The 20,507-nt window shown below is 43.5% G+C and carries 18 protein-coding genes and 1 riboswitch; of the genes, 7 read left to right on the top strand and 11 right to left on the bottom strand.

Annotated elements, in window-relative coordinates; genetic code table 11:
- Window positions 1-11: 11 nt before the first annotated feature.
- From ACSW3C_RS12660 to ACSW3C_RS12650, 3 genes are all read right to left on the bottom strand, one after another.
- On the bottom strand, window positions 12-2,024 hold the full coding sequence (locus tag ACSW3C_RS12660; RefSeq protein ID WP_486562993.1) for a DNA methyltransferase: 2,013 nt from the start codon (window positions 2,022-2,024) through the stop codon (window positions 12-14).
- A 125-nt stretch (window positions 2,025-2,149) separates the two neighbouring features.
- A complete protein-coding gene (locus ACSW3C_RS12655; protein ID WP_486562991.1) occupies window positions 2,150-2,362 on the bottom strand; it encodes a helix-turn-helix domain-containing protein in 213 nt (70 codons plus the stop codon).
- Between the two features lie 541 nt (window positions 2,363-2,903).
- The gene (locus ACSW3C_RS12650; RefSeq protein ID WP_486562990.1) at window positions 2,904-4,844 is read right to left on the bottom strand and encodes a DUF2207 domain-containing protein; all 1,941 of its coding nucleotides are present in this window, start codon (window positions 4,842-4,844) and stop codon (window positions 2,904-2,906) included.
- Between the two features lie 238 nt (window positions 4,845-5,082).
- Here ACSW3C_RS12650 and ACSW3C_RS12645 point away from each other — a divergent pair, with 238 nt between their 5' ends.
- Window positions 5,083-5,880 (top strand): hypothetical protein, encoded by a 798-nt coding sequence (locus ACSW3C_RS12645; protein WP_486562989.1) that lies wholly within the window; start codon window positions 5,083-5,085, stop codon window positions 5,878-5,880.
- Window positions 5,881-6,173: 293 nt separating this feature from the next.
- Here the strand turns inward: ACSW3C_RS12645 and ACSW3C_RS12640 are convergent, their stop codons facing one another.
- Window positions 6,174-7,451 carry a DUF4179 domain-containing protein gene (locus ACSW3C_RS12640; protein WP_486562988.1) on the bottom strand — a complete coding sequence of 426 codons (1,278 nt, stop codon included), beginning with the start codon at window positions 7,449-7,451 and terminating at the stop codon, window positions 6,174-6,176.
- Window positions 7,444-7,971: an RNA polymerase sigma factor gene (locus ACSW3C_RS12635; protein ID WP_486562986.1), complete on the bottom strand. Its 528-nt coding sequence runs from the start codon at window positions 7,969-7,971 to the stop codon at window positions 7,444-7,446. Before ACSW3C_RS12635 ends, ACSW3C_RS12640 begins: the two co-directional genes overlap by 8 nt.
- A 449-nt stretch (window positions 7,972-8,420) precedes the next feature.
- On the opposite strand from ACSW3C_RS12635, the gene ACSW3C_RS12630 reads away from it, so the two are divergent.
- Entirely contained in the window at window positions 8,421-8,678 is a 258-nt protein-coding gene (locus tag ACSW3C_RS12630) for a hypothetical protein (RefSeq protein WP_486562984.1), read from the top strand.
- A gap of 49 nt (window positions 8,679-8,727) precedes the next feature.
- Here the strand turns inward: ACSW3C_RS12630 and ACSW3C_RS12625 are convergent, their stop codons facing one another.
- The 6 genes from ACSW3C_RS12625 to ACSW3C_RS12600 form a co-directional block, all read right to left on the bottom strand.
- Entirely contained in the window at window positions 8,728-9,597 is an 870-nt protein-coding gene (locus ACSW3C_RS12625) for a hypothetical protein (protein WP_486562982.1), read from the bottom strand.
- Between the two features lie 422 nt (window positions 9,598-10,019).
- Window positions 10,020-10,163 (bottom strand): hypothetical protein, encoded by a 144-nt coding sequence (locus ACSW3C_RS12620; RefSeq protein ID WP_486562980.1) that lies wholly within the window; start codon window positions 10,161-10,163, stop codon window positions 10,020-10,022.
- 280 nt (window positions 10,164-10,443) lie between these two features.
- Entirely contained in the window at window positions 10,444-11,892 is a 1,449-nt protein-coding gene (locus ACSW3C_RS12615; RefSeq protein ID WP_486562978.1) for an S-layer homology domain-containing protein, read from the bottom strand.
- A 47-nt stretch (window positions 11,893-11,939) separates the two neighbouring features.
- Window positions 11,940-13,052, bottom strand: coding sequence for an S-layer homology domain-containing protein (locus ACSW3C_RS12610; protein WP_486562977.1), 1,113 nt, complete (start codon window positions 13,050-13,052; stop codon window positions 11,940-11,942).
- Between the two features lie 173 nt (window positions 13,053-13,225).
- Complete coding sequence (locus ACSW3C_RS12605; RefSeq protein WP_486562975.1) at window positions 13,226-13,597, bottom strand: VOC family protein; 372 nt, start codon at window positions 13,595-13,597, stop codon at window positions 13,226-13,228.
- Window positions 13,598-13,644: 47 nt separating this feature from the next.
- Window positions 13,645-14,067 (bottom strand): hypothetical protein, encoded by a 423-nt coding sequence (locus ACSW3C_RS12600; RefSeq protein ID WP_486562973.1) that lies wholly within the window; start codon window positions 14,065-14,067, stop codon window positions 13,645-13,647.
- A gap of 648 nt (window positions 14,068-14,715) precedes the next feature.
- A riboswitch (cobalamin riboswitch) is annotated at window positions 14,716-14,916 on the top strand.
- Between the two features lie 149 nt (window positions 14,917-15,065).
- Here ACSW3C_RS12600 and ACSW3C_RS12595 point away from each other — a divergent pair.
- From ACSW3C_RS12595 to ACSW3C_RS12575, 5 genes are read left to right on the top strand one after another with little or no spacing between them, the layout of a single operon-like run.
- Window positions 15,066-16,061, top strand: a complete 996-nt coding sequence (locus ACSW3C_RS12595) for an ABC transporter substrate-binding protein (RefSeq protein ID WP_486563378.1) — start codon at window positions 15,066-15,068, stop codon at window positions 16,059-16,061.
- Window positions 16,024-17,094 carry a FecCD family ABC transporter permease gene (locus tag ACSW3C_RS12590; RefSeq protein WP_486562971.1) on the top strand — a complete coding sequence of 357 codons (1,071 nt, stop codon included), beginning with the start codon at window positions 16,024-16,026 and terminating at the stop codon, window positions 17,092-17,094. The genes ACSW3C_RS12595 and ACSW3C_RS12590 overlap by 38 nt, the downstream gene beginning before the upstream one ends.
- Window positions 17,091-18,470, top strand: coding sequence for an ABC transporter ATP-binding protein (locus tag ACSW3C_RS12585; protein WP_486562969.1), 1,380 nt, complete (start codon window positions 17,091-17,093; stop codon window positions 18,468-18,470). The genes ACSW3C_RS12590 and ACSW3C_RS12585 overlap by 4 nt, the downstream gene beginning before the upstream one ends.
- Window positions 18,471-18,489: 19 nt before the next feature.
- The gene (locus ACSW3C_RS12580; RefSeq protein ID WP_486562967.1) at window positions 18,490-19,890 is read left to right on the top strand and encodes a cobyrinic acid a,c-diamide synthase CobB; all 1,401 of its coding nucleotides are present in this window, start codon (window positions 18,490-18,492) and stop codon (window positions 19,888-19,890) included.
- On the top strand, window positions 19,877-20,419 hold the full coding sequence (locus ACSW3C_RS12575; RefSeq protein ID WP_486562965.1) for a cob(I)yrinic acid a,c-diamide adenosyltransferase: 543 nt from the start codon (window positions 19,877-19,879) through the stop codon (window positions 20,417-20,419). The genes ACSW3C_RS12580 and ACSW3C_RS12575 overlap by 14 nt, the downstream gene beginning before the upstream one ends.
- The last annotated feature ends 88 nt before the right edge of the window (window positions 20,420-20,507 follow it).

The following is a 20,507-nucleotide window of genomic DNA, read 5'->3' as shown; positions in this document are numbered from 1 at the left end:
TGCCCACCTCCTTAATACCTTTTTATCAGATTAACTTTGCTATCGAGTTGTTTTAATCCTATCTCAAGTTCCTGAATGCTCTCTAGGTTAAAGGAATAGCCATATAGCACGATGGTTTGAACATTTAGTTGATTGGTTCCAATTAAATTTAAGAGGGCCTTTGTTTGTGTGGCATTCCATTTTTCGTGGATTAAATACAAGCGGCTATCATCCACGTAAATTGCAGTATATTCATCAAGGTCAATATTTTCAGCCTGAACATCCATTTTGTAACCATCTTTGACTAGCCACGTTGTCACAATTGTATCCACACCAGTTGCATTCCCACTTACCTTTAAGCCTTTAGAAGAAAATGGTTGAATCATATCATCAAAACCGCTTTCTAATAAGTTAACTAATTGTCCACTGTTATCTTTAAATAATCCAGATTCTATATCAAATGACTCGATATCATCTAGTGTCGGTTGCTCAGGAGTCACAACATAATAATGCTTAAACCCACCATCAAAGTTTTTGGGTAAAGCTAATCCTGCTTCTTCTTGAATTCTTTTACTAGCCTTTTTAATACGCTCGCGGCTTACCTCGTCGATAGACATATATCCCTCACGAAATGCTACCTCACTTCCCTTGCGTAGCACTTTTTCACCTTCTTCATTAAAGTCATATGTTTTTTCTGGAATTTGAATCATAATGTACTTTCTTTTCCCTGAACCTTCGGTATCACCACTGTTTAATTGCATTACTGCGTCTGCTGTTGTAGATGAACCAGCAAAAAAATCTAAAATAATACCATCTTTATTGGTCGAATGAAAAATAAGACGCTTTATCAATTCAGACGGCTTGACGGTGTCAAAAACTCCTTTGACTCCCATTAAATTATTCAGTTCCTTTTTTGCAGTTTCTGCTGTTCCAATTGTCTTTGAGAAAAATCCCCAAAAGGGTTCAGTATTCTCCGTCTTTTCTTCATCTGGTCTAATCTTAATAATAACTTTTCCGTTTCGAATGCTTAAACTTTCATTTTGTTGATATGCTTTTATTGTGTCCCTCCCTAATTTCCATTGCATTCCATTTGGAGGGCTAATTCCTTCAATATCAAAGATCATAGTGTTTCTGCCACGCACACCATCTGCACTCATTACTTCCAACTCGTATTCTCTATACTTTCCTTGTTTATCTTCAAAAGGATATTCTTTTTCTCCAGTGACGATTAAATTAAAATGATTTGTTTCAATCATTGAATATACTAATATTGTTTCTATTTTAGGTTGTAATTTATCAAATGATGTTTTTGTATTTTGCGATTTTGTTTTCGATTCCCATCCGATACTTCCTACGAATGATATTTCACCAAAAATTTCATCACATATTAGTTTTAAATTTGCTGATTCATTATCATCAATAGAAATGAAAATTCTACCCTCTTCTGTAAGAAGCCTTTTAGCTAGCCATAATCGTGGATACATAAATGATAACCATGCAGAATGCGTGGCTTTCCCTTGAATACTTTTTAAACGTACCAATTCTGTATCACTCATACCAAACATATCTTTTAATTCTTGATCACTATATTCGAATTTATCTGGATAAACGAATCCATCTGTTCCAGTATTATAAGGCGGGTCAATGTAGATCATATCAATAGATCGACTATAATTATTTTGCAAATGACGCAAAACTTCTAAATTATCGCCAGTGAAAAATAAGTTCTTACTATTTTTATTTTCTTCTAGTTGGTTATGCTCAAGATCTGGAACAATGACAGTTTTAGCAAATTCACCAGCTTGTTTTTTTGCATAGTCCTTCCCAATAAAATTCAATTGATGTCCACTGGTTAATTCTTCGATGTTTTGCTCTCGTAACATCTTTTGGAACTTTTCTAAATCAAATTTTCCATCTTCAACAATGTTTCCTTCGTCATCGAATCTATTTGCTGTAAAAAACTCTGGTAGTTTTTCTTTTAATTCCTTTAAAAATACTGTATTTGATTTTACTTTCTCGTTGTGATTTATATTATCCCGCAACATGTTTACACCTCATTTTTAATTTTCTTGCCCTTTTATTTGTTAATGTGAAAGTACATTGAAACTAATAAACATAGAATTAACAAGCGATTCAAGTCTGTGACACGTTGTTAATTGTTCTAGTTTTCTTATGAGATAATCCCAAATTCCACCTCAACAATATCACTCATCTGGCATTTTAATACACTACAAATCCTTACCAGAATATCCATAGATACATATTCATTGCGAGTCATTTTTGAAAATGTGCTCGGTGCAATTCCAGTTTTCTCTCTTAGTTCTGATTTTGTTATTTCTTTGTCAATTAATAACTTCCATAACGGTTTATAGTTAATGTCCATTATTTCTCCCCTTTATTTGTGCTATATCTAGTAACCTAATTATACCCTATATTTTTTGCAATCGAAATAATTCTTTCGAGTTTGCAAACTAATCGCTACTCTTCTTGTACTTATTTTATGACTTTGCACTTATTTACTTCAGGAAAAACTTTCCCTCTAAAACCAATTCATTTCCGCGTAAAAGTAGACCCAGGCGGTCAAAAAATCCCCCGGACCATTAGTCTGCGGGAACATAATACACAATCCACTATTCAACTAAAATACACAAAACCATTGCACCAAGCTATTTCAACTCCATCAACGCCACTCAATCGACGTGGCTGCTTTGCGAGAACATGTAGAACGGTTGTCCGATAGCCTTGTCCTTTTAACCAACAAAAAAAAGTAACCGCCTACTACCTCTGACGAGGGATTTAGTGGTGGTTACTCTTTTCTAGAAAAACATCTCAATAATCCTAGTCAACCGCTCTTCAAAGCGGATGTGACTGTGATTAGCTAAACGTTTCCCATAAATCCAGCTTTTCTTCTCCTACGCTAAATCTCAAAACGCTCCCGCACCCCCGCCACCGCCCGATCCGCTGCCACCACTACCGCCAGAGCTTCCGCCAGTTCCCGAGGACGAGTGCATGTGGATGTAGTAATAATGATGCGTGTAGTGAAATGCGGTCAACAATTCAGTCAGGTGGGCTGTCATTGGTGGTAGCGTGGCCAAGTCCTCCGGCACGTTCTTCGTGTACTTTACAAAGAGCGGGATGAACAGGCCGAGGGAAATGGCATGCTCATACCACTTATCCGCCAAGTGCCTGCTTTGGAAGTCAAACTCCCCTGTCTTGACGTCCTTCTTGAACGCTTTGGCACCTTTATAATACGGGGCCGCTTTCCGTTTTATATCACGCAGCGGCAGCAGTAATACCGTTATGGATAGTAGTATGGTGCCGATGGCGAACAATGCGTACACGTCGTCCGTGCCTCCCGATAATCCTTCCATGCAAATAATTCCCCACACAAAATAGATTGGCAGCGCAATCCGCCAGTTTCGCTTTACCCACAAAACGATAGCTCCTGCTATCACAAGAAGTAGCAGGACACCTATGTCCGACGTGTCTTCGTTGACCATCCAGAGATTCAAACATGCAAAGGCGATCCACAAAGGAACGCCGAGCAACATGAGATACTTGCGCACAGGATTGGGGGCAACATACGTCATTACGTCCGGGTCTTTTTGCACGATCTTCTGCCACTCTTTGAAACGCTTCGTGAGCTGTTTGGAGCGACTGGAATAATCCGATTCGAGCCGCCAATTCTTTTCGCGCTGTTGTTTTGTCAGGAACGGGAATTGATCCAATGAGAAAGCGAGTGTCCCTTCCGCATCCTCATCAAACAGCCAATCGATCATGTCTTTTTCATACTCATTCAGCGAGCTTGTATCCGTCACTACTTTGAATCGGAATGTGTAATCCGGAGCGTTGTCATCACTTCTGTAGATGGCGTTTGACGGAACCTTCTCCATCGTGACAATCCCTTTTTGGCGAAGACGCAGCAAAGCCGCGGAAATGGCGTCCGGTTTGACTTTCCCTTTTCGTTCGATGATCGCTAGAAGAAACGAGTCTATCTCTTCTAGTTGATGGATCCGCGGTTTTGATAATAATAGCCGGTACAGACGCCGTGGATACAGAATAGCGATGAGCAATAGGAAAAGTGAAGTTCCTAAGAAGAAGATGTTAAGTCCTCCGACCGTCGGAAGGGCTTTTTCTCTTTTCATCATCCAATTCGCATAGGCGGCCTCCTCTGCCGCAAATTCTGCTAACATGGGCTCGTCACGGGTATAGGGGGCATTCTTCAAGAATGTTTCAGGGAATAAAAAGCGGATTTCCACCTTGCGGTAGGCCTCCAATTCGTCTGTCGTATAGACGAATCCTTTGGCATCGGATTTTGTTAATTCGCCTGTGAAGCTATGAAGATAGGCCTTCCCTGCCAATGTCGCATCCTTATCTCCAGATAATATGAATCGAATGCGAAGGTTGTGTAAGTCCGTATCGTTCAGATCGTCAAAGAAGCGCCAATACAGTTGCCCCGTGTCTTGATATTTTTTGGCAGCCCCGCTGATCAAATAACGATAAAACACTTTCTTTTGTTCATTCTCGGAAGGGGTATGGATTTTGAACGTCAAGTCCTCCCGCTCCACTTGTAGCGGTGCGAATGTGCTATTGTCATAATGCGCTAGGTCCGTATCCATCGGTACAAGATAGCCTTCGAAATACTGGACGCCCGCGTGGTTGTCGTTCCCGATCGTTCGCGTGGTTCCGTTATATGCACCTGAAAAGGTATATGTGAATAATTCTTCAACGTACAGATCACCATTATCCAACACATATGCGTTGATATCGACCTGATCGATTGAAAATGATTTCGCGCTTGCAACCGGTGATCGGACGATTGTCAATAAAAGAAGCAAACATAGTACGCAACCTACTTTCTTCAATTCATCTCCTCCTCCCCCGCTCTGCCTTTACTTTTTCATACGAGACAACAGGCATCATAGTTTCACTACTCATTGAACACTCTCTACTACCCGACAAGACAGCTGAGTGGTTCCTTTATGTATTTTTGCCGGTCTACCACACATCAGGAGGCAGGAAACGTATTGTCATTCATATAGTAAACGTCTAAGATAGAGATATTAGTAAACGTTTCCAATATTTCAAAAAGGGGCGCGGTACATGAAGATCTTCACCCTATTATCCGTTCTTTTCCTATGCGTGGGTTGCAGCACAGTTTCAGATAAATCTTCGGAAGTAACTATAGATATGCTACCGCCTTCGAACATAACTGGAATCGTAGTGAAAGAAGTATCTTTCCAAGATGGCAAGGGGTCTGGCGGAGCGATTACAGATAACGTCAACATTCGTACCATTGCGTTAGAAAAAGATGAGCACGTCGAGCATATTCAGATCGGTTTTACGCAGCGAAGTGATGCGGCAACTCAGCAACCACAGCTCGTTGCCCCTTATTTCAATGTGAACGTACAAGAACATCCGTACACCATGTCTTTTACGATGCACGGCGTACGGGCGTTTGACGCTAGGGATTTTTCAGCTTTACAAAAAAGTGATTTGGTTGAAGATGCCTATTGGGTTGTTACGCACGATGACTCGGCTTGGCGTTTTGTAATAGTGTTCAACTCACCTGTCCATTATCAGATCCGCGAATATGCAGATCCGGCAGAAGTGGTTGTAAGTATTCTGCCGCTGCCTGTTGATGAAGAGAACGATCCTTTCTATACGATTCGGACGGACGCTTATCCATTGGGACATGAACTTGGCAATATGGAAGAGAGGGTCTATGAAGAAGAAGGGATCCGCTACTTGCGTGAAAGCGGTGTTCCTTTTAATACAGAGGAGAGCAGCTTTTATATGGAGCTGGGTACTTATGAAACAATTGAAGAGGCTGAAGCAAAGCTTGCTTCCTTCCAATCGATTTTTGAACTCGACTTCCCTGTTTTTATTGAAGAAAATTGAATCCCCCAGCATCAGCAGGAAAAGTGCCAGGTTCTTTTGTTTCTTGAGAACCTGGCACTTTTGATGACCGACTTTCCGTTACCGGCCGATTTTCTTACTATCCTCAATCAGTTGTTCAACGTTTTCCCTTTTTGTAGCCCAGCTTGTGCATCATCGACTGTTTCCCAAAGAAACTCAAAAGCGTATTGCCCTATACATATTCCCCAACACTCGACTTATTTTCATTCGAATTGGTTGAATTAACATGAATGTTTCGGGCACATGTACCCGCATACTAGCCTACAAGCTCTCCGCTATTCCACCAAAATCTCAACCACCTCATCCACCGGCTTCATATGATGCATCCCCTTAATACTCAACGTATCCGGCACAACATCAGTCGAGAATAACAACGTCCGCTCCTTGACCATCCTTCCATCGTCAAGCTCCTTATAATCTTGACGAATCGTCGTTTTCAGAGGAACCTCCCCTCCCTCGCTCTCAATCGTTACGCCGTCCAAGAGGACATCTACGTCAGAGGCGATAGTAATTTGAACCCCTTCTTCCGTTTTCTTCACGTCTTTCACCCATAGATCTTCTCCTTTCAATTGAAAGGCTTGATCCTGAATCGGGTGTAATGGAATGGTTTCGTCGACTTTTGTGTAGCCGACGAATTCCTTGACGACTAGTTCTAAGGAATCGACTTTCTTTGGCAGCGCATCGAAACTGATTTCGAATTTTGTGCCGCCTATGGACGTGTGCGTTCCGGTACCTATTTGTGGTACTTCTTTTCCGTTGGCACGTAGGGCCACTTGTTCGAACGGGAGTTGTACCCTGTCGAGATTTTCTACGTTCACTGTTCCTTTAATGATGGTGATGGTCGGGGTGGCCGTGATGGTTTTAAAGGTGATGGTTCCTTTGTCGACCTTCACTTTTTTCATTAGCTTTTGTTTGATTTCGGTTTGCATGGCTTGGTTCGGATCATAGGGGAATGTGATTGTGCTCGTTACCCATTGGCCGTCATCCGTCGACTTCTCAACTTCCAAGGTCAGTTTCTTCGCAAACGGGCTGACCGGGTCGAAAGAAAGCTGGCCTTTAATTTCCGATTTCTCTTCATTGAAGGTCGACATTCCATTCCCTCTGTCGGAATGCGTTAAGAAACCTGTAATTTTCCCAAAGGAGATGTCGTGCTCCATGTCTTTCACGTTGGAAAGTGTGTAGTAGAGAATTAATTGATTGGCGTCTGTCATAATGCCATCGATCTTCAACGTTGTGCCGTCCTCAAGTTGCATCTGTTTATCGATCGTCTGCCCCATTCCTTTGTCATTCAGTTCGGCCAGTGTGCCGCTCATGAGATCATCAAATCCGATGATTTTCTTTCCGTAATAGGCCAATCCATTGTAGTTATAGCCAATGAGACAGACGAGGAGGAACGTGGCAACTGCCATTGGCCATTTAGGTTTCGGCTTCTTTTGGACAGGAGCTGGAGCTGCTTCTAGTGCCTGCCAGAGCCGCCCTTCCAATTCTGGCGGCGCCGTTACCGATTCCATCCGCTGTTTCTCTTCCTTTAATCGTTTTTCGATTTCATTCATGGGTCTCACCCCTATACTGGTCTCTTATTTTCTTCAACCCTTGAAAGATCCTCGACTTCACGGTTCCAATCGACACGTTCGTCATGCCGGCAATTGTTTCGTAATCCAAGTCATGAAAGTATTTCAACTCGATGGCTTCTTTCTGATGTTCATTCACTAGCAGCAGCATCTCCTGCAGTTCCATACGCTGTTCCTTTTGCTCATATGGGTTATGGACTTCTGCAGGTGCGGGCTCCCACTCATCCATGAGCACTACTTTCTGCTGTTTTTTTAGCATTTGCTTGCACCGATTCACCAGAATGGTTTTGCTCCAGCTATAGAACGCCTCTTCCTTTTTTAGCTGGCCCATGTTCGCGTACAAGCTGACAATCATCTCTTCCATTGCATCCATGGCGTCATGGGCATTTCCCATATAGGTCAGGGCGAGTCGATAATAGTCATCCTGCTGCGCCATAATCAGCTCCAGCAACGCTTTTTTGTTCCCTTTTTTCGCTTTCTTCACTAACTGAACAACCTTCACGATCTCACCTCTCCCCTATAAGAGTCAGCATGTCGCTGAAAAGTTCATTTTTATCAAAATTAATTCGTAACGTTTCAAAATTTAAATGGTAAACCTTTATTGCCAAAATTCCATTCTTAGAACGAACTTAACTAGAATAGTACACTTCAAATAGAATGATTTTTAATCTATTACATAAAAGGAGGGTTTTTGATTGTTCTCATCGACATGGGGTCGTTTATGGTACACGCATGATCAAGTGTAGGGGGTTGCGTTTCTTTTACTGCCTGACACGGTTGAAGTGTCCCGGGGAGGCGGGCAACAGGTTGGGGCCGAAATTTCGGGGGGTGGACGTAATCCGCGGAGTTATTCGCCCTCGCAGCTGATTGGATTGATTTTAGGGCCGTTCTTATTCTTTTTAACGTTGTTGTTTACACCGGAAGAGCTATCCGCCGGAGGGCGTGGCGATTTTGGCGAGTACGGTATGGATCGCGACGTGGTGGATTACGGAGGCAATTCTGATGCCGGTTACGTCGTTGCTGCCACTCGTGCTGTTCCCGTTATCGGGCGGTATGGAGGTAAAGTCGAATGCATCCACGTATAAAGTCATCATGATCTTCAAGCTGCAATTGGTTTTACTCCAGTTGTCGTATAGTAATTTCATTTCACTGATTATGGTCGGATTTTCCTGTCTTCAATACAATCCTTTATTCCATAGAATAGACTAATGAACTTTAAGGCACTCGTCATATTATTAGGCTATTAACTTTTTAAGACTTACGGTCGTTTTATTCTTAAAGAGTGGCGAAAGTCTTTGAAAACATCTTCTATAGCATCCTCTTTCATTGTTGCATAAAGTTTCACTAAATAATTCATTTTAAACGCATGTACGCTCTTCCATGAAAGTTTGCAACTCTTTATAAGGTTCCACTTTGCACTCCTTCTTATTTGATCGTCTTTTGGCAATCTAAATTTCATCATGATAAACACAATTTCATACGCAGCATATACTGCAAAAATATACGCTAAGGGTATAAAAAGAAATGTCATTAATATTGGTATTATAAAAGCCACAAGAATATCTAATTTGTTCATTGTGACGAATTCATAAATAGCAGTCTTAAATGTGAAATAAAGTATTAGAATCCCTAAACTCACCTGCAAGAATGATAAAAGTCTTTCAGCACTCTTGTAAGCGTCATCTGCTGCTGCTACCGCATTAAGTAAAACTAAAATTGTCGCAATGGGTATTAAAAACAACTCAGCAATAATATTAAATGTGTAAGTTCCAATTAGGAACTCTAAAAATACGACTAGCTTAAAATTACTCCTCATTGTATCGCTGAAATAAGTGTCTTTTTTATCACCTATCGCATTAAAACAAATTGGTACTCCAACAAATAAAACCCAAAATATAATCTCCTTTAAATACTTCCATTCCCATATAGGGATAGTGGTTGATATATAAACCCATATTGCAGAATAAGCAAGGGTAATTAAAAATGGGATAATGATATATTTATTTGTTCCTACCTTGATTAAACTAGTAATCGATCTTCTGACGTCTGGAAATTTCATAATAATGATTAGAAAGATAATCAGCCATATCCCCATGGCAATCTCCCGATTTGAAAACAACTCTAACATGATACACCGCCTCCTAACAAGAAACATTTGTTCTTATCATATCACAGGTATATACCGAGCACAGCTGGTTGGATTGATTCTAGGACAGGTCTCATTCTTTTTAACGTTGTTGTTGTTTAAACCGGAAGGTCTATCGCCGGAATGCGTGGCGATTTTGGCAACATGAACATCAGGACGGCAAAGAGTAGCACGCCGAAGCCCGATAGAAAATACAGCGACATATGCCACTATGTCTGTTCCGCGATGTACCCTGTCATAAACCAGCCAATCATTCCTCCATGACTATTGCTAGAGATGTACAACGCTGTAGCAATACTCATGAACTGCCGGTGAATTTCCTCACTTATGTACGCAAGAGCCGCGGCAGGCACGCCAGCCAGCGCAAAGCCTTGGATGAACCGCAATGCGACAATGAATATATGTTATAGAAGGAACGGAATGACCAAACCGAGCAAGGAAATATAGAAGACATGGCAGCCTTTCCAGTCCGACATGAAACCGAGGACAATCAGCCCCGCAATCAACCCCAGCGTCGTCTTCGACATCGCCATACTCGCGAATTTCACCTATATATTAAATTCCTTTGTGAATAAAGGCAGAAGCAGCTACATCGCATACATCGATGCAAAAATAAAAAACGACGCGAACCCGAGCCCCATGACCATCTTCCAAAATTGCGGATCTCTTGTCGTGTATCCTTCATGCTTCAATGTCTCACACCCTGTCGTCATCTTAGTATTCTTTTCATATAACAGTGCGAACTTTCAAGTGTGGTACGAGAATTGCAAAACACCATGCACCTATTGAATAAGTGCCTGGTGTTTTAAGATACTATTGCTCTATTCCTTAATGATCAACCTCCGCGTCCCGCTTTACAAACACATTCACAATGGACCCCATCTGCTTGACGCCAACAATGAGGCCTGACCAGGCAGAGGAGTAGCACTCCGTATCATCGCACGACTTTTCGGTCAGCCTCTGTTCGTAGTCTACGTAGATGGTACCTGCTTTTTTGCCGGTTGCCTTAATGTGGAATGTATTTGTATCCGCGTCAAACGTGATTTCTGCAATGTCCGCGGAATTCACACTAAGTTTGTATTTACCTTTGTACTCTGCTATTTCTTTGTACACGGCTGACAGTTCTTCCTTGAGCACTTTGATGTCGTAATAGGTTTGTTCTTTCTTCGATTGTGCCTCAATGCCATATCGGACTTCTTTCCCGTCTTCAAGCTTCAGCGTCGCAATATATTGGCCAGGTTGATCGATCGATATGGAAACAGTAGAGAATTCGTCTTCCTTAAATGGGACTTGGTCGGACAGCTGTTTCCCTTCCATCGTTGACAAGGCGATTGTTTTGACTTTTCCTTGATGGCCATATAATTTAGCTTCCGTCGCTGCCATTTCCTCCGTCTCTTCCAGCGTCAGCTGCAGCTCGCCGTTTACCTTTTTCACATGCACATTGTACTTCTTGTAATCCTTCACAGTAGAGCCTTTGATCGGAGTTCCTAGCAAGTTCAATAGACCAGTCCCTTCTTTCAAGGGGACGAGCTGGATTTTATCCTCGGTATAGCCTTCTTTGCCAGCCACTTTAAACACTTTGAAGACGCCATTACCCGCGTCCGTTTGCCCAATCTGAACGGATGTCCATTTTAACTCACTCGCCTTGATTGTCAGCATGGACGGTTTCGCCTCTTCCGTTGCTTTCAGCATCTTCGCAGCCTGCCCTCTCGTGATTGGCGCGTTCGGGCTGAACGTAGTTGGGGTTGTTCCCGTCGTAATGCCAAGTGCATAAATGGCAAGGATGTTCTCTCGGTGAGATAGTGAATTCTCAATATCGGTGAATGGATTATTCGTAACTGATTCACGTGGCAGATCGAATGCTTTGACGAGAATCGATGCCATCTGTCCTCGCTTAATTGGATCATTCGGGCCAAATCGGCCATCGCCGTAGCCGCTAATAATTCCATTCTCCGACAATGCTGCGATCGCTTTGTATGAACCGTTCGATGTCGAGACATCCTTAAAACCAGGGTTTTTGACATTGGCCGTATCTAAATTGGTCATCTTTGCAATAATGGAGGCAGCCTGCCCTCGTGTAATCGGATTACCTGGTTTAAATGTCCCATCCGGATAGCCACCAATAATATGGCGGTCAGCGAGATCGTATACTGCGTCTGCAAAGTGCTTCGTTGGCGGTACATCAGAAAACTTTTTCGAGCTTTCGGCAAAACTGGCTGCCGGCATACTTCCGGCGAGCAGAAGTGCACCTGCAATCGAAAGTAGTCGTTTCTTCATTTCTTCATTCTCCTCTCCTTTGTAGTTGATTCACAATGAACCTAGCTTTACTTTCCCTTCGTCCCCCACTGTTCCCGGTGCCGATTTAATCCTTCTTCTCCATAAACCGTCCGGATAAAATGCTCTTCTGCCCGCTTCGTCCGAATGTTGAGCTTGATATCGCAGATGTCGCAATTTCCATATTCCGGATCGGAAAGGAATCGTAGATCATCGTAGTCTTCGATAATTTGTGAGAAATCCCCTTGGAGCCATTTATCCAAAATGGCTTCTTGCTTTGAACCTTCCTTCGCAAATCGTTTTAAGTAGAGGATGTTTTCTTTCGCCATTTGGCCGAGAGAGTGACCAGCCGAATACCGGTTCACTTCTTTCCATCCCTCCTCCAGCACATCTGTTATCAGATAGTCGGGCGGGTTGTCTGTCACTTTTTGCATGAGCATATACAACATGACCTGCGCCACCATAGAGCTGTCGCGTTCCAGCTGCTCCGTTGAGATGCCAGCAAACTGCCCCCGGATCCTTTGCGCTGGTTCAGATGGATCAATTGGATCGTTCATATGCAATAATCGATGCAGAAATACCGCATAATGCGCTCTGGTCACTGGCTTTTCCGGGTTATAAAAACCGAAATCCCCTGTCGTGATGCCATTCGAATAGAGGGCTTTAATATACTTGCTGGAAGGATGCGTTTTCGGCACATCCATAAAATCCAGATCCACTTTTATTTTCAGGTCAAAAGCAATCGTCAGCACCTTGGCCATCTCAGCGCGGGTAATCGGTTGGTTTGGATTCAAATTTCCCTTTGCATCCGGCTCGAAGATCCCTGCTTGCTGTAACTTCTTGATGTCATTGTAGAAGGCGTTCTTCGGGGAAACATCTTTGAATGGAACGAACTTCTTTGTGGCAGGCAATTTGACCGCCCGGTTGACGAGTGCTGCCGCGTGTTTCCGCGTAATCACTTCTGTCGGCCTGAATTCCCCATTTTCATAGCCACTAATAATATGACGATCCCGCATTTCATGGATAATTTCGTAGTATGGGCTGTTCTTGGAAACATCCTTAAAAGGACTTACTACTTCAGCCTCTGCCTGAATAGGTGCGATAACGGCGGGCACCATAATTGCAGCCACCAACACCATGCTTAGTATTTTGTTTTTATTCAATGAAAATCCTCCTATTCCTACACTGTTTATGTAAGCACCGTACAGACGGAGTTTTTCGAAAAAAGTTTCAAAATTTTTATGTCTCTCACTCTAATTTCTTATGAATCGCATTTCCATAATTGGAATGATCATGCAAGAGGACCTATCTTATTCTGCTACTGTTTAGAAGCCCTTTATCTATGTTGATCAAGCAAAATCAGATTTCCATCCGGGTCTTCAATTGTGAGGCTTGCAGGACCTTCTCCCGTTTCATCCGCCTCCGTCAATAGCTTGGCCCCCTTTGCTTTGAGTTGCTTTTGGAGGTCTCGGATATCCGTGAAAGCATCCAGGTTTTCAGCATTTTGATTCCATCCTGGATTGAAAGTGAGAATGTTCTTTTCAAACATGCCTTGAAATAGGCCAATAACGGTGTCTTCATTCTTCAGGATGAGCCAGTTTTGTGTTATATCCCCGCCTAGAGTTTGGAAACCTAGTTTTTCATAAAATGCTTTTGACTTGTGAATGTCCTTTACACGTAGACTTACTGAAAATGCACCTAGTTTCATTCGAATCCTCCTAGAATTTATTTAAGAATGATATCCTTTCAAGTAACTTAGAAATCCTTCGTTATCGACAAGACATGTTCTTTGACAGCTTCCTTTTCTTCATCCGTCATAGGAGTTAAGCTGAAATGTTCTAACACCATCGTATTCTGTGCTTGAAAGTTCTCTACATTCTCATCAGTAATCAGTATCGTTGACGGTTCTTGAAGTTGCTTGTTGCGATTTTTAGTTTTCCCAGTTTGGGTTACTTTCGATATCGTAGAGGTTATATGCTTCACTTCGGTATTCAAATAATTCCCCTGTAAATCATAAAAGTCTTCAATTGTTTTACTGTCTGTTTTTATATAGTTCTTTCCTTCCTCATTTGTAGTGATCGCATTTACCCTCACATAACCGTTCTTTTCAAATAAACCGTTTTCTCTTTCTTCGGATGTTTCAGTGAAGAATGCTTCGATATGCTGGATCCTTTCCACTTTACTGCATCCATTCAAAAAAGAAATGGTTAGTATTAGTAAGCTTATTTCCATAAATTTTCTTTGCAACTCCACTTCTCCCTTCCGGACGGTAAGATAGCTCTCGTTACACCATCACACTAGCTATATCTCCTCATATACTTCTCGTCATTTCTCATTTGTTGCGTAGAACATCTTTTGATTAACCTTAAGCAGAGACAATGCATTTTTAGCAAAACACACATCATAAAAAACACTAGTGATTCTTGGAGTATTACACTCCGAAACGTATAGATTTTATATAAACAATCTGTAAAAGGACAAAAACTCTAGTATCCTTTTGTGGCAACTCTCTATTACAATCTGCTTGCTCCCTTAGTATTCGTTGTTTTCTTTGCACTCTCCATATTGTATCATTTGTTTTCCGAATTTTCTTTCTGCAGCATTTGAATCCTCTCTTCTTTTCGTTGCTTCATGTGATCAGTCACATGATGGATTCTTCTTTTGTTTACAAAGCCGGCAGGAGCCAGAAAAAATCGGGGGTATTAAATAGCTTGAACTTATGGAATCCCCGCATCACGCAACCTCCAAAGCATAAGTCTTCTATTTCAAATTAAGTTTACAAACTATATAACTTTCTATATACTTGGCATGAATCATAACATCAAAAAAATATTAGTAGATTTAGGTTTCTCAAGCAGCACCATCCATGCTATTGAGACGAAGAGGGAAGTTGGTGAGAGTCCAACACGAACCCGTCACTGTAATCGACTAGGAACACCACGTGAGTCCACTGTGCCAAAAGCATGGGAAGGAGTGGCTTTCCGCTACGTCGTAAGTCAGGAGACCTGCCTATTTCGATAATCAGCTTCCTCGGGAATGGGATTGCTTGAAGTGTCAGATTTGCCGTCCGTAACGATCGGATCATGCCGATCTTCCTTTTCATGCGCTTTCCTTCCGAGGAAAAGCGCTTTTTTGATGTTTACAATCCAGAGGAGGAAATTAGTTTGAACAACATGATGAAACGTTGGGGCTTGTTTAGTCTTATCTTCGTTCTATCCTTGGCGCTTTTAGCAGGCTGCGGATCGAATTCGGCTGACTCTCCCAAAACTCAAGAGGAAACACCGACTACAGAAACAACCTACCAAACCCAAGGGGAAGATCAAGATACTCCTCTTTTCCCAGCATCATTCACCGATGATGCCGGTCGTGAAGTAACCATTGAAAAAGAACCGGAAACCCTTATCTCTGTTCAAACGAGTAATACGGAGATTTTATATGCACTAGGGGCGGGCGATCGCCTTATCGGTGTATCAGATTACTGCAATTACCCACCGGAAGCTCTCGAAGTTCAAAAAGTGGGCGGACAAGATATGGATGCAGAGCTGATCATGACCCTTCAGCCGGACGTTATATTCGTTACAAAATACCATTTCGACAACCATGAAGACATTTTGAAACAATATGAAGAAGCGGGCATCAAAGTCGTTGTGACAGGCAGCGCCACATCGTTTGAGGACGCCTACCAAACAATGAGAATGCTTGCAACTGCCACTGGCACGCCAGACAAGGCTGAAGAAATTATTCAGGATATGAAAGATCGCCGTGCTGCGATAGAGGAAAAAGCGAAAGAAATCACTGAGTCGAAAAAAGTGTGGGTCGAAGTATCTCCTGGTCCCGACATCTTTACGACCGGCACGAATACATTCATGCATGAAATGCTGGAAACCATTCACGCTACCAATGCCGCGGAAGACCATGAAGGTTGGGTAAAACTTACGGAAGAAGAAATTGTTGCACTAAATCCTGATGTCATTATTACGACGTATGGCTATTATGTCGACAATCCTGCAGAAGGCGTATTGGCACGTGATGGCTGGAAGGAAGTCAATGCTGTTAAAAACAAACAAGTATTTGATGTTGACAGTGATACCGTCACACGTCCGGGTCCACGCTTAATTGAAGGAGTCGAGCAGCTTGCGAAACTTATTTATCCAGAAGTTTTTGGGGAATAAAATCAGTTGGCTTTATATCGCAAGTATCGGGGTTGTACTTTGTGCAACCCTTCTCGGCGTATTTATCAGCAGTGTAAAATTTCCGATCGCCACTATTCTACATATCGTTGCAGAGAAAACACTCGGCTTCGGCTGGCTGGCAGATGTTCCTAAGAATGAAGAACTGATCATTTGGAACATCCGTGTCCCGCGTGTGTTATTAGCCTTTTTAGTAGGCGCTTCACTATCGCTCGCAGGGGCCGCCTTCCAAGGGCTTTTGCGGAATCCTTTAGCCGATCCCTATACCATCGGTGTTTCATCAGGTTCAGCTCTAGGCGCTGTGACAGTTTTATTTTTCCAATACACCATTTGGGGACTGGGCGGATATACACTTCCTGTCGTAGCGATTGGTAGCGGATTTCTTACGTTATTCATCGTCTTCGGGCTCGTCCGGCTAAGCAGCAGAAGCCTGGCGATTGAAACGATCATCCTTGCGGGTATTATTGTCGGTGCTTTCGTCGGAGCGCTCACTTCCTTGATGATTGCCTTAGGGGACCGTGATGCGATGGCGCAAATCATCTACTGGCTGTACGGCAGTGTCGCGATGCGCGGATGGAGCCATGTCCAGCTGATCATCCCCTTCCTCATAATCGGTGCCATTATTCTGCTTGCCCATTACCGGGAACTAAATGCCTTAGCCCTCGGCGAGGAGGCGGCCGATCACATAGGTGTTAATGTAAAACGGGGGAAAATCTTCGTTTTGATTGGCGCATCGCTTTTAACGGGCTCGTCGGTTGCCGTTTCAGGATCAATTGGCTTCGTCGGATTGGTTGTCCCCCACCTCGTGCGGCTTATGACCGGTCCTAACCATCGAAATGTCCTGCCGCTATCCATGTTGCTCGGCGGTTCGTTCCTTGTATTGGCTGACTTGCTTGCCAGGACCGTGATTGCTCCGAAAGAGTTGCCCATTGGTGTCATCACTGCCCTGATCGGTGCGCCGGTGTTTGCGTTTCTATTAATTCGAGATCGTATTGGAAGAGGGGAAAATCGATGATTACAGTCGAACATCTCGCAGGTGGATACGGAAAGACACCGATCATCCGCGACCTTCAGCTCGAAATCAAAAAAGGTGAGTTTTTCGCCCTGTTAGGACCGAATGGCAGCGGAAAAACAACGTTGTTTAAATTAATTACAGGACAACTGCCGATTGTCTCCGGATCAATCCTGATCGACGGAAAACCAATGGCCCAACTGACGAAGCTTGAGAAAGCGCGTAAAATTGCGGTTCTTGCGCAGGAGAGTCAAGTGACATTTGATTTTACCGTTGAGGAAATTGTCTGCCTTGGACGGTACCCTCATCAGAAGGGACTTATCAAACGGCTATCTGCAGAAGACCGAAAAGTAATAGACGACGTAATGAGCATGACGCGAGTCGAGCAATTCCGTAATGTCCAATTCCGGACGCTAAGCGGCGGCGAGAAGCAGCGGGTTTTATTGGCAAAAGCACTAGCGCAAGAACCCGAAGTGCTTTTATTGGATGAACCGACGAATCACTTGGATATTAAGCATACCTTTCAAATGTTAAACATGCTGAAAGAATGGCAACGCACGAAAAGCCTGACCATTTTCGCTATCCTTCATGACTTGAACGTCGCTTCTCTTTACGCGGACCGGGTCGCACTGCTTCACAAAGGCTCCTTCCTGAAAGTGGGTGACGTAAATACATTGCGGAACGAAACACAGTTAAAAACAGTTTATGGAGTCGATGTGAAAACACAAGCGCACCCGATTGTCGCTAAACCCCAGTTGCTGATGACGCCTTTCATTGAGGACGCGGACGATTCGACTCCTTTTTTTGAAAGTTTCACTGTCGATCGCAAAGAAAAAAGTGTAGCACTTCACTTTAACAAATCGTTACGAACGCTTTCCAATGCCCGTTATGGACATGGCATCCAATGGCTCAACCATTTTTGTTTGGTGAATCAGCCCTTTCCGGAAAATGACCATAAGTTTCTAACAACATGGATATCGGCACACGGCATTCCAGCTGAACAGGCATTAGGGATTGGGTGCCACGGGAAATGGACAGCTGCTTCGCTGGTCGCACAGCAAGTCGACGGTGTGGATGTTGTCTTACTCCTCCATTTCGGGGAAGCGATCCATATCCTACTTTTCATCGACGCCACATTAAGTGATCAGATATTAATTGATTTTTATATGGCCGCAACAGAAGCAAAGATGACAGCATTCCAACAAGCCGGGATAGGTTTGAAAATGGACAGAACGGATTGTATCGCGATAGCTGCGAACCAACGACACGGCGACAATAGCAAAACTGGAATAGCGATCTCTCGAGAACAGATTGGACAATTCGTTTTATCATCGCTCAAGGTAGAGTTTCAGAAGAAACTAGAAAAGTCCTTGCAGTAAAAGAAAAGGATGGGGTTAGATGAGTAAGCATAGGCTCGTTATTGCAGGAACAGGAAGCGGAGTCGGGAAAACGACTTTGACAATTGGGCTAATGGCAGCATTCATGAGAAAGGGATTAACCGTACAAGGGTTCAAATGTGGTCCGGATTATATCGATCCGTCCTATCATACAGCCGTGACGAAGCGGATTTCCAGAAACTTGGACAGCTGGATGCTTGGCAAAAAAACTGTATTAGACATTTTCACGCACGCAAGCCGGGATGCCGATATTTCAATCATGGAAGGGGTTATGGGTTTCTTCGACGGGAAAGATCCAAAAAACGATGTAGGCAGCACGGCGGAAATTAGCGTCTTAACGAAGAGTCCGGTATTGCTCATCGTCAATTGCGCTAGTATGGCAAGAAGCGCAGCAGCCATCGTGAAAGGATTTCAAATGCTCTCATCCGAACCAAATATCGTCGGCGTCATTGTAAATCAAGTCGGCAGCGAAGGACATTATCACATTGTGAAAACCGCAATTGAACAGGAATGCGGCATTCCGGTTATCGGGTATTTGAAACGTGAAAAAGGAATCGAAATTCCAGAACGCAGTCTTGGGCTGATTCCTTCAATTGAACGAGGCGAGCTAGATTCGTTCTTCAATCATCTCGCCGACATCATTTCGGAAACAGTGGATCTTGAAAAACTCCTTGAAATTTCAGTAGCAGAGCCGGTTTCATTTCCAAAAGAAGAATCGCTCTTTTCCCATTCGGCAGAACCCATTGTCCGAATCGCTGTTGCAAAAGATGCTGCCTTTAATTCCTATTATCAGGAGAATTTTGAGCTCCTGGAATCACACGGAGCTGAGCTTGTACCGTTCTCTCCTTTGGCCGATGAGCCCGTGCCGGATAATTGCAGCGGCCTGTATATAGGGGGAGGGCTGCCAGAAGAATTTATGAAGGCGGTAAGCAACAGCGACCGGACAAAACAATCCATTCGGGAAGCGATTGAAAGGGGGATGCCTACATTCGCGGAAGGTGGCGGTTTTAGTTTTTTGACGCAGTCCATCACTTTGACCAGCGGCGAAATAACGCCAATGACCGGTGCCATTCCCGGTAACGTAATAGTGCACACAACCTTAAAAGCGATTGGCTATCGGGAAATCAAAGGCTGTGCCCAGAACTACTTGCTCCCTGCGGACGGACTGGCGAAGGGTCATGAGTACCATTATTCTACATTCGAAGCGACCGGACCGCTACAGTACGCGTATGTAACAAAAGGCATGCGAGGAACGAAGGAGGATGGCTACGCGGCGGAAAACGTAGTCGCCGGTTTCCCTCAATTCCATTTCGCAACATGTCTCGACATGGTAGATACTTGGATAAAAGCATGTACTGCTTATCAAAATACACAATTGGAGGTACAACATGGGGAAAAATAAAAAAGGACTCACGCTCGTCTATACAGGAGATGGTAAAGGGAAAACAACCGCGGCACTAGGCATTGCCCTTCGCAGCACCGGCCGCGGCATGAAAGCGAAAATCTATCAATTCATCAAGTCTCCAGAGCGGACATACGGCGAAAAAATCGCCCTGCAAAAATTAGGTGTCGAAATGGTACAATTAGGAATTGGCTTCACTTGGACGAAAACACCTGAAGAACACCGCGAAGCCTTGCGAAAAGCTTGGCCTGTAGCACGTGACGCTGTCATGAGCGGTGAGTACGATGTCGTCATCTTAGACGAATTGAACAATGCCCTATCCATTGAGAAGTTCCCAATTGACGACGTCCTGCCGAAAGAGGAAGTATTAGACATGATTCGGAATAAACCCGAGCACGTCCATCTTGTTATCACCGGGCGAAACGCCTTGCCGGAAGTTCGGGAACTTGCAGACCTCGTCTCCGTCATCGAAGCCGAGAAGCATTACTACGAAGACGGTGTTGATGCGGTGAAAGGGCTAGAATTTTAAAATAAATAAGGTGCTTCGTTTTTAAACGGAGCACCTCTTTTTGTTGCTTGCTTACTGGATGGCGCTTAAAAAATTTGCCTTTCCTGAG

Source organism: Sporosarcina sp. AD_1, assembly GCF_057373025.1.
The sequence above is the reverse complement of the archived record's forward strand: the minus strand, read 5'-3'. Positions and strand labels throughout refer to the sequence as shown.

Bases quoted from the DNA above. Each gene is read 5' to 3' on its own strand.
- ACSW3C_RS12660 (WP_486562993.1), bottom strand. From the start codon at position 2,024: ATGTTGCGGGATAATATAAATCACAACGAGAAAGTAAAATCAAATACA.
- ACSW3C_RS12655 (WP_486562991.1), bottom strand. From the start codon at position 2,362: ATGGACATTAACTATAAACCGTTATGGAAGTTATTAATTGACAAAGAA.
- ACSW3C_RS12645 (WP_486562989.1), top strand. From the start codon at position 5,083: ATGAAGATCTTCACCCTATTATCCGTTCTTTTCCTATGCGTGGGTTGC.
- ACSW3C_RS12640 (WP_486562988.1), bottom strand. From the start codon at position 7,451: ATGAATGAAATCGAAAAACGATTAAAGGAAGAGAAACAGCGGATGGAA.
- ACSW3C_RS12625 (WP_486562982.1), bottom strand. From the start codon at position 9,597: ATGTTAGAGTTGTTTTCAAATCGGGAGATTGCCATGGGGATATGGCTG.
- ACSW3C_RS12615 (WP_486562978.1), bottom strand. From the start codon at position 11,892: ATGAAGAAACGACTACTTTCGATTGCAGGTGCACTTCTGCTCGCCGGA.
- ACSW3C_RS12605 (WP_486562975.1), bottom strand. From the start codon at position 13,597: ATGAAACTAGGTGCATTTTCAGTAAGTCTACGTGTAAAGGACATTCAC.
- ACSW3C_RS12595 (WP_486563378.1), top strand. From the start codon at position 15,066: ATGAAACGTTGGGGCTTGTTTAGTCTTATCTTCGTTCTATCCTTGGCG.
- ACSW3C_RS12585 (WP_486562969.1), top strand. From the start codon at position 17,091: ATGATTACAGTCGAACATCTCGCAGGTGGATACGGAAAGACACCGATC.
- ACSW3C_RS12580 (WP_486562967.1), top strand. From the start codon at position 18,490: ATGAGTAAGCATAGGCTCGTTATTGCAGGAACAGGAAGCGGAGTCGGG.
- ACSW3C_RS12575 (WP_486562965.1), top strand. From the start codon at position 19,877: ATGGGGAAAAATAAAAAAGGACTCACGCTCGTCTATACAGGAGATGGT.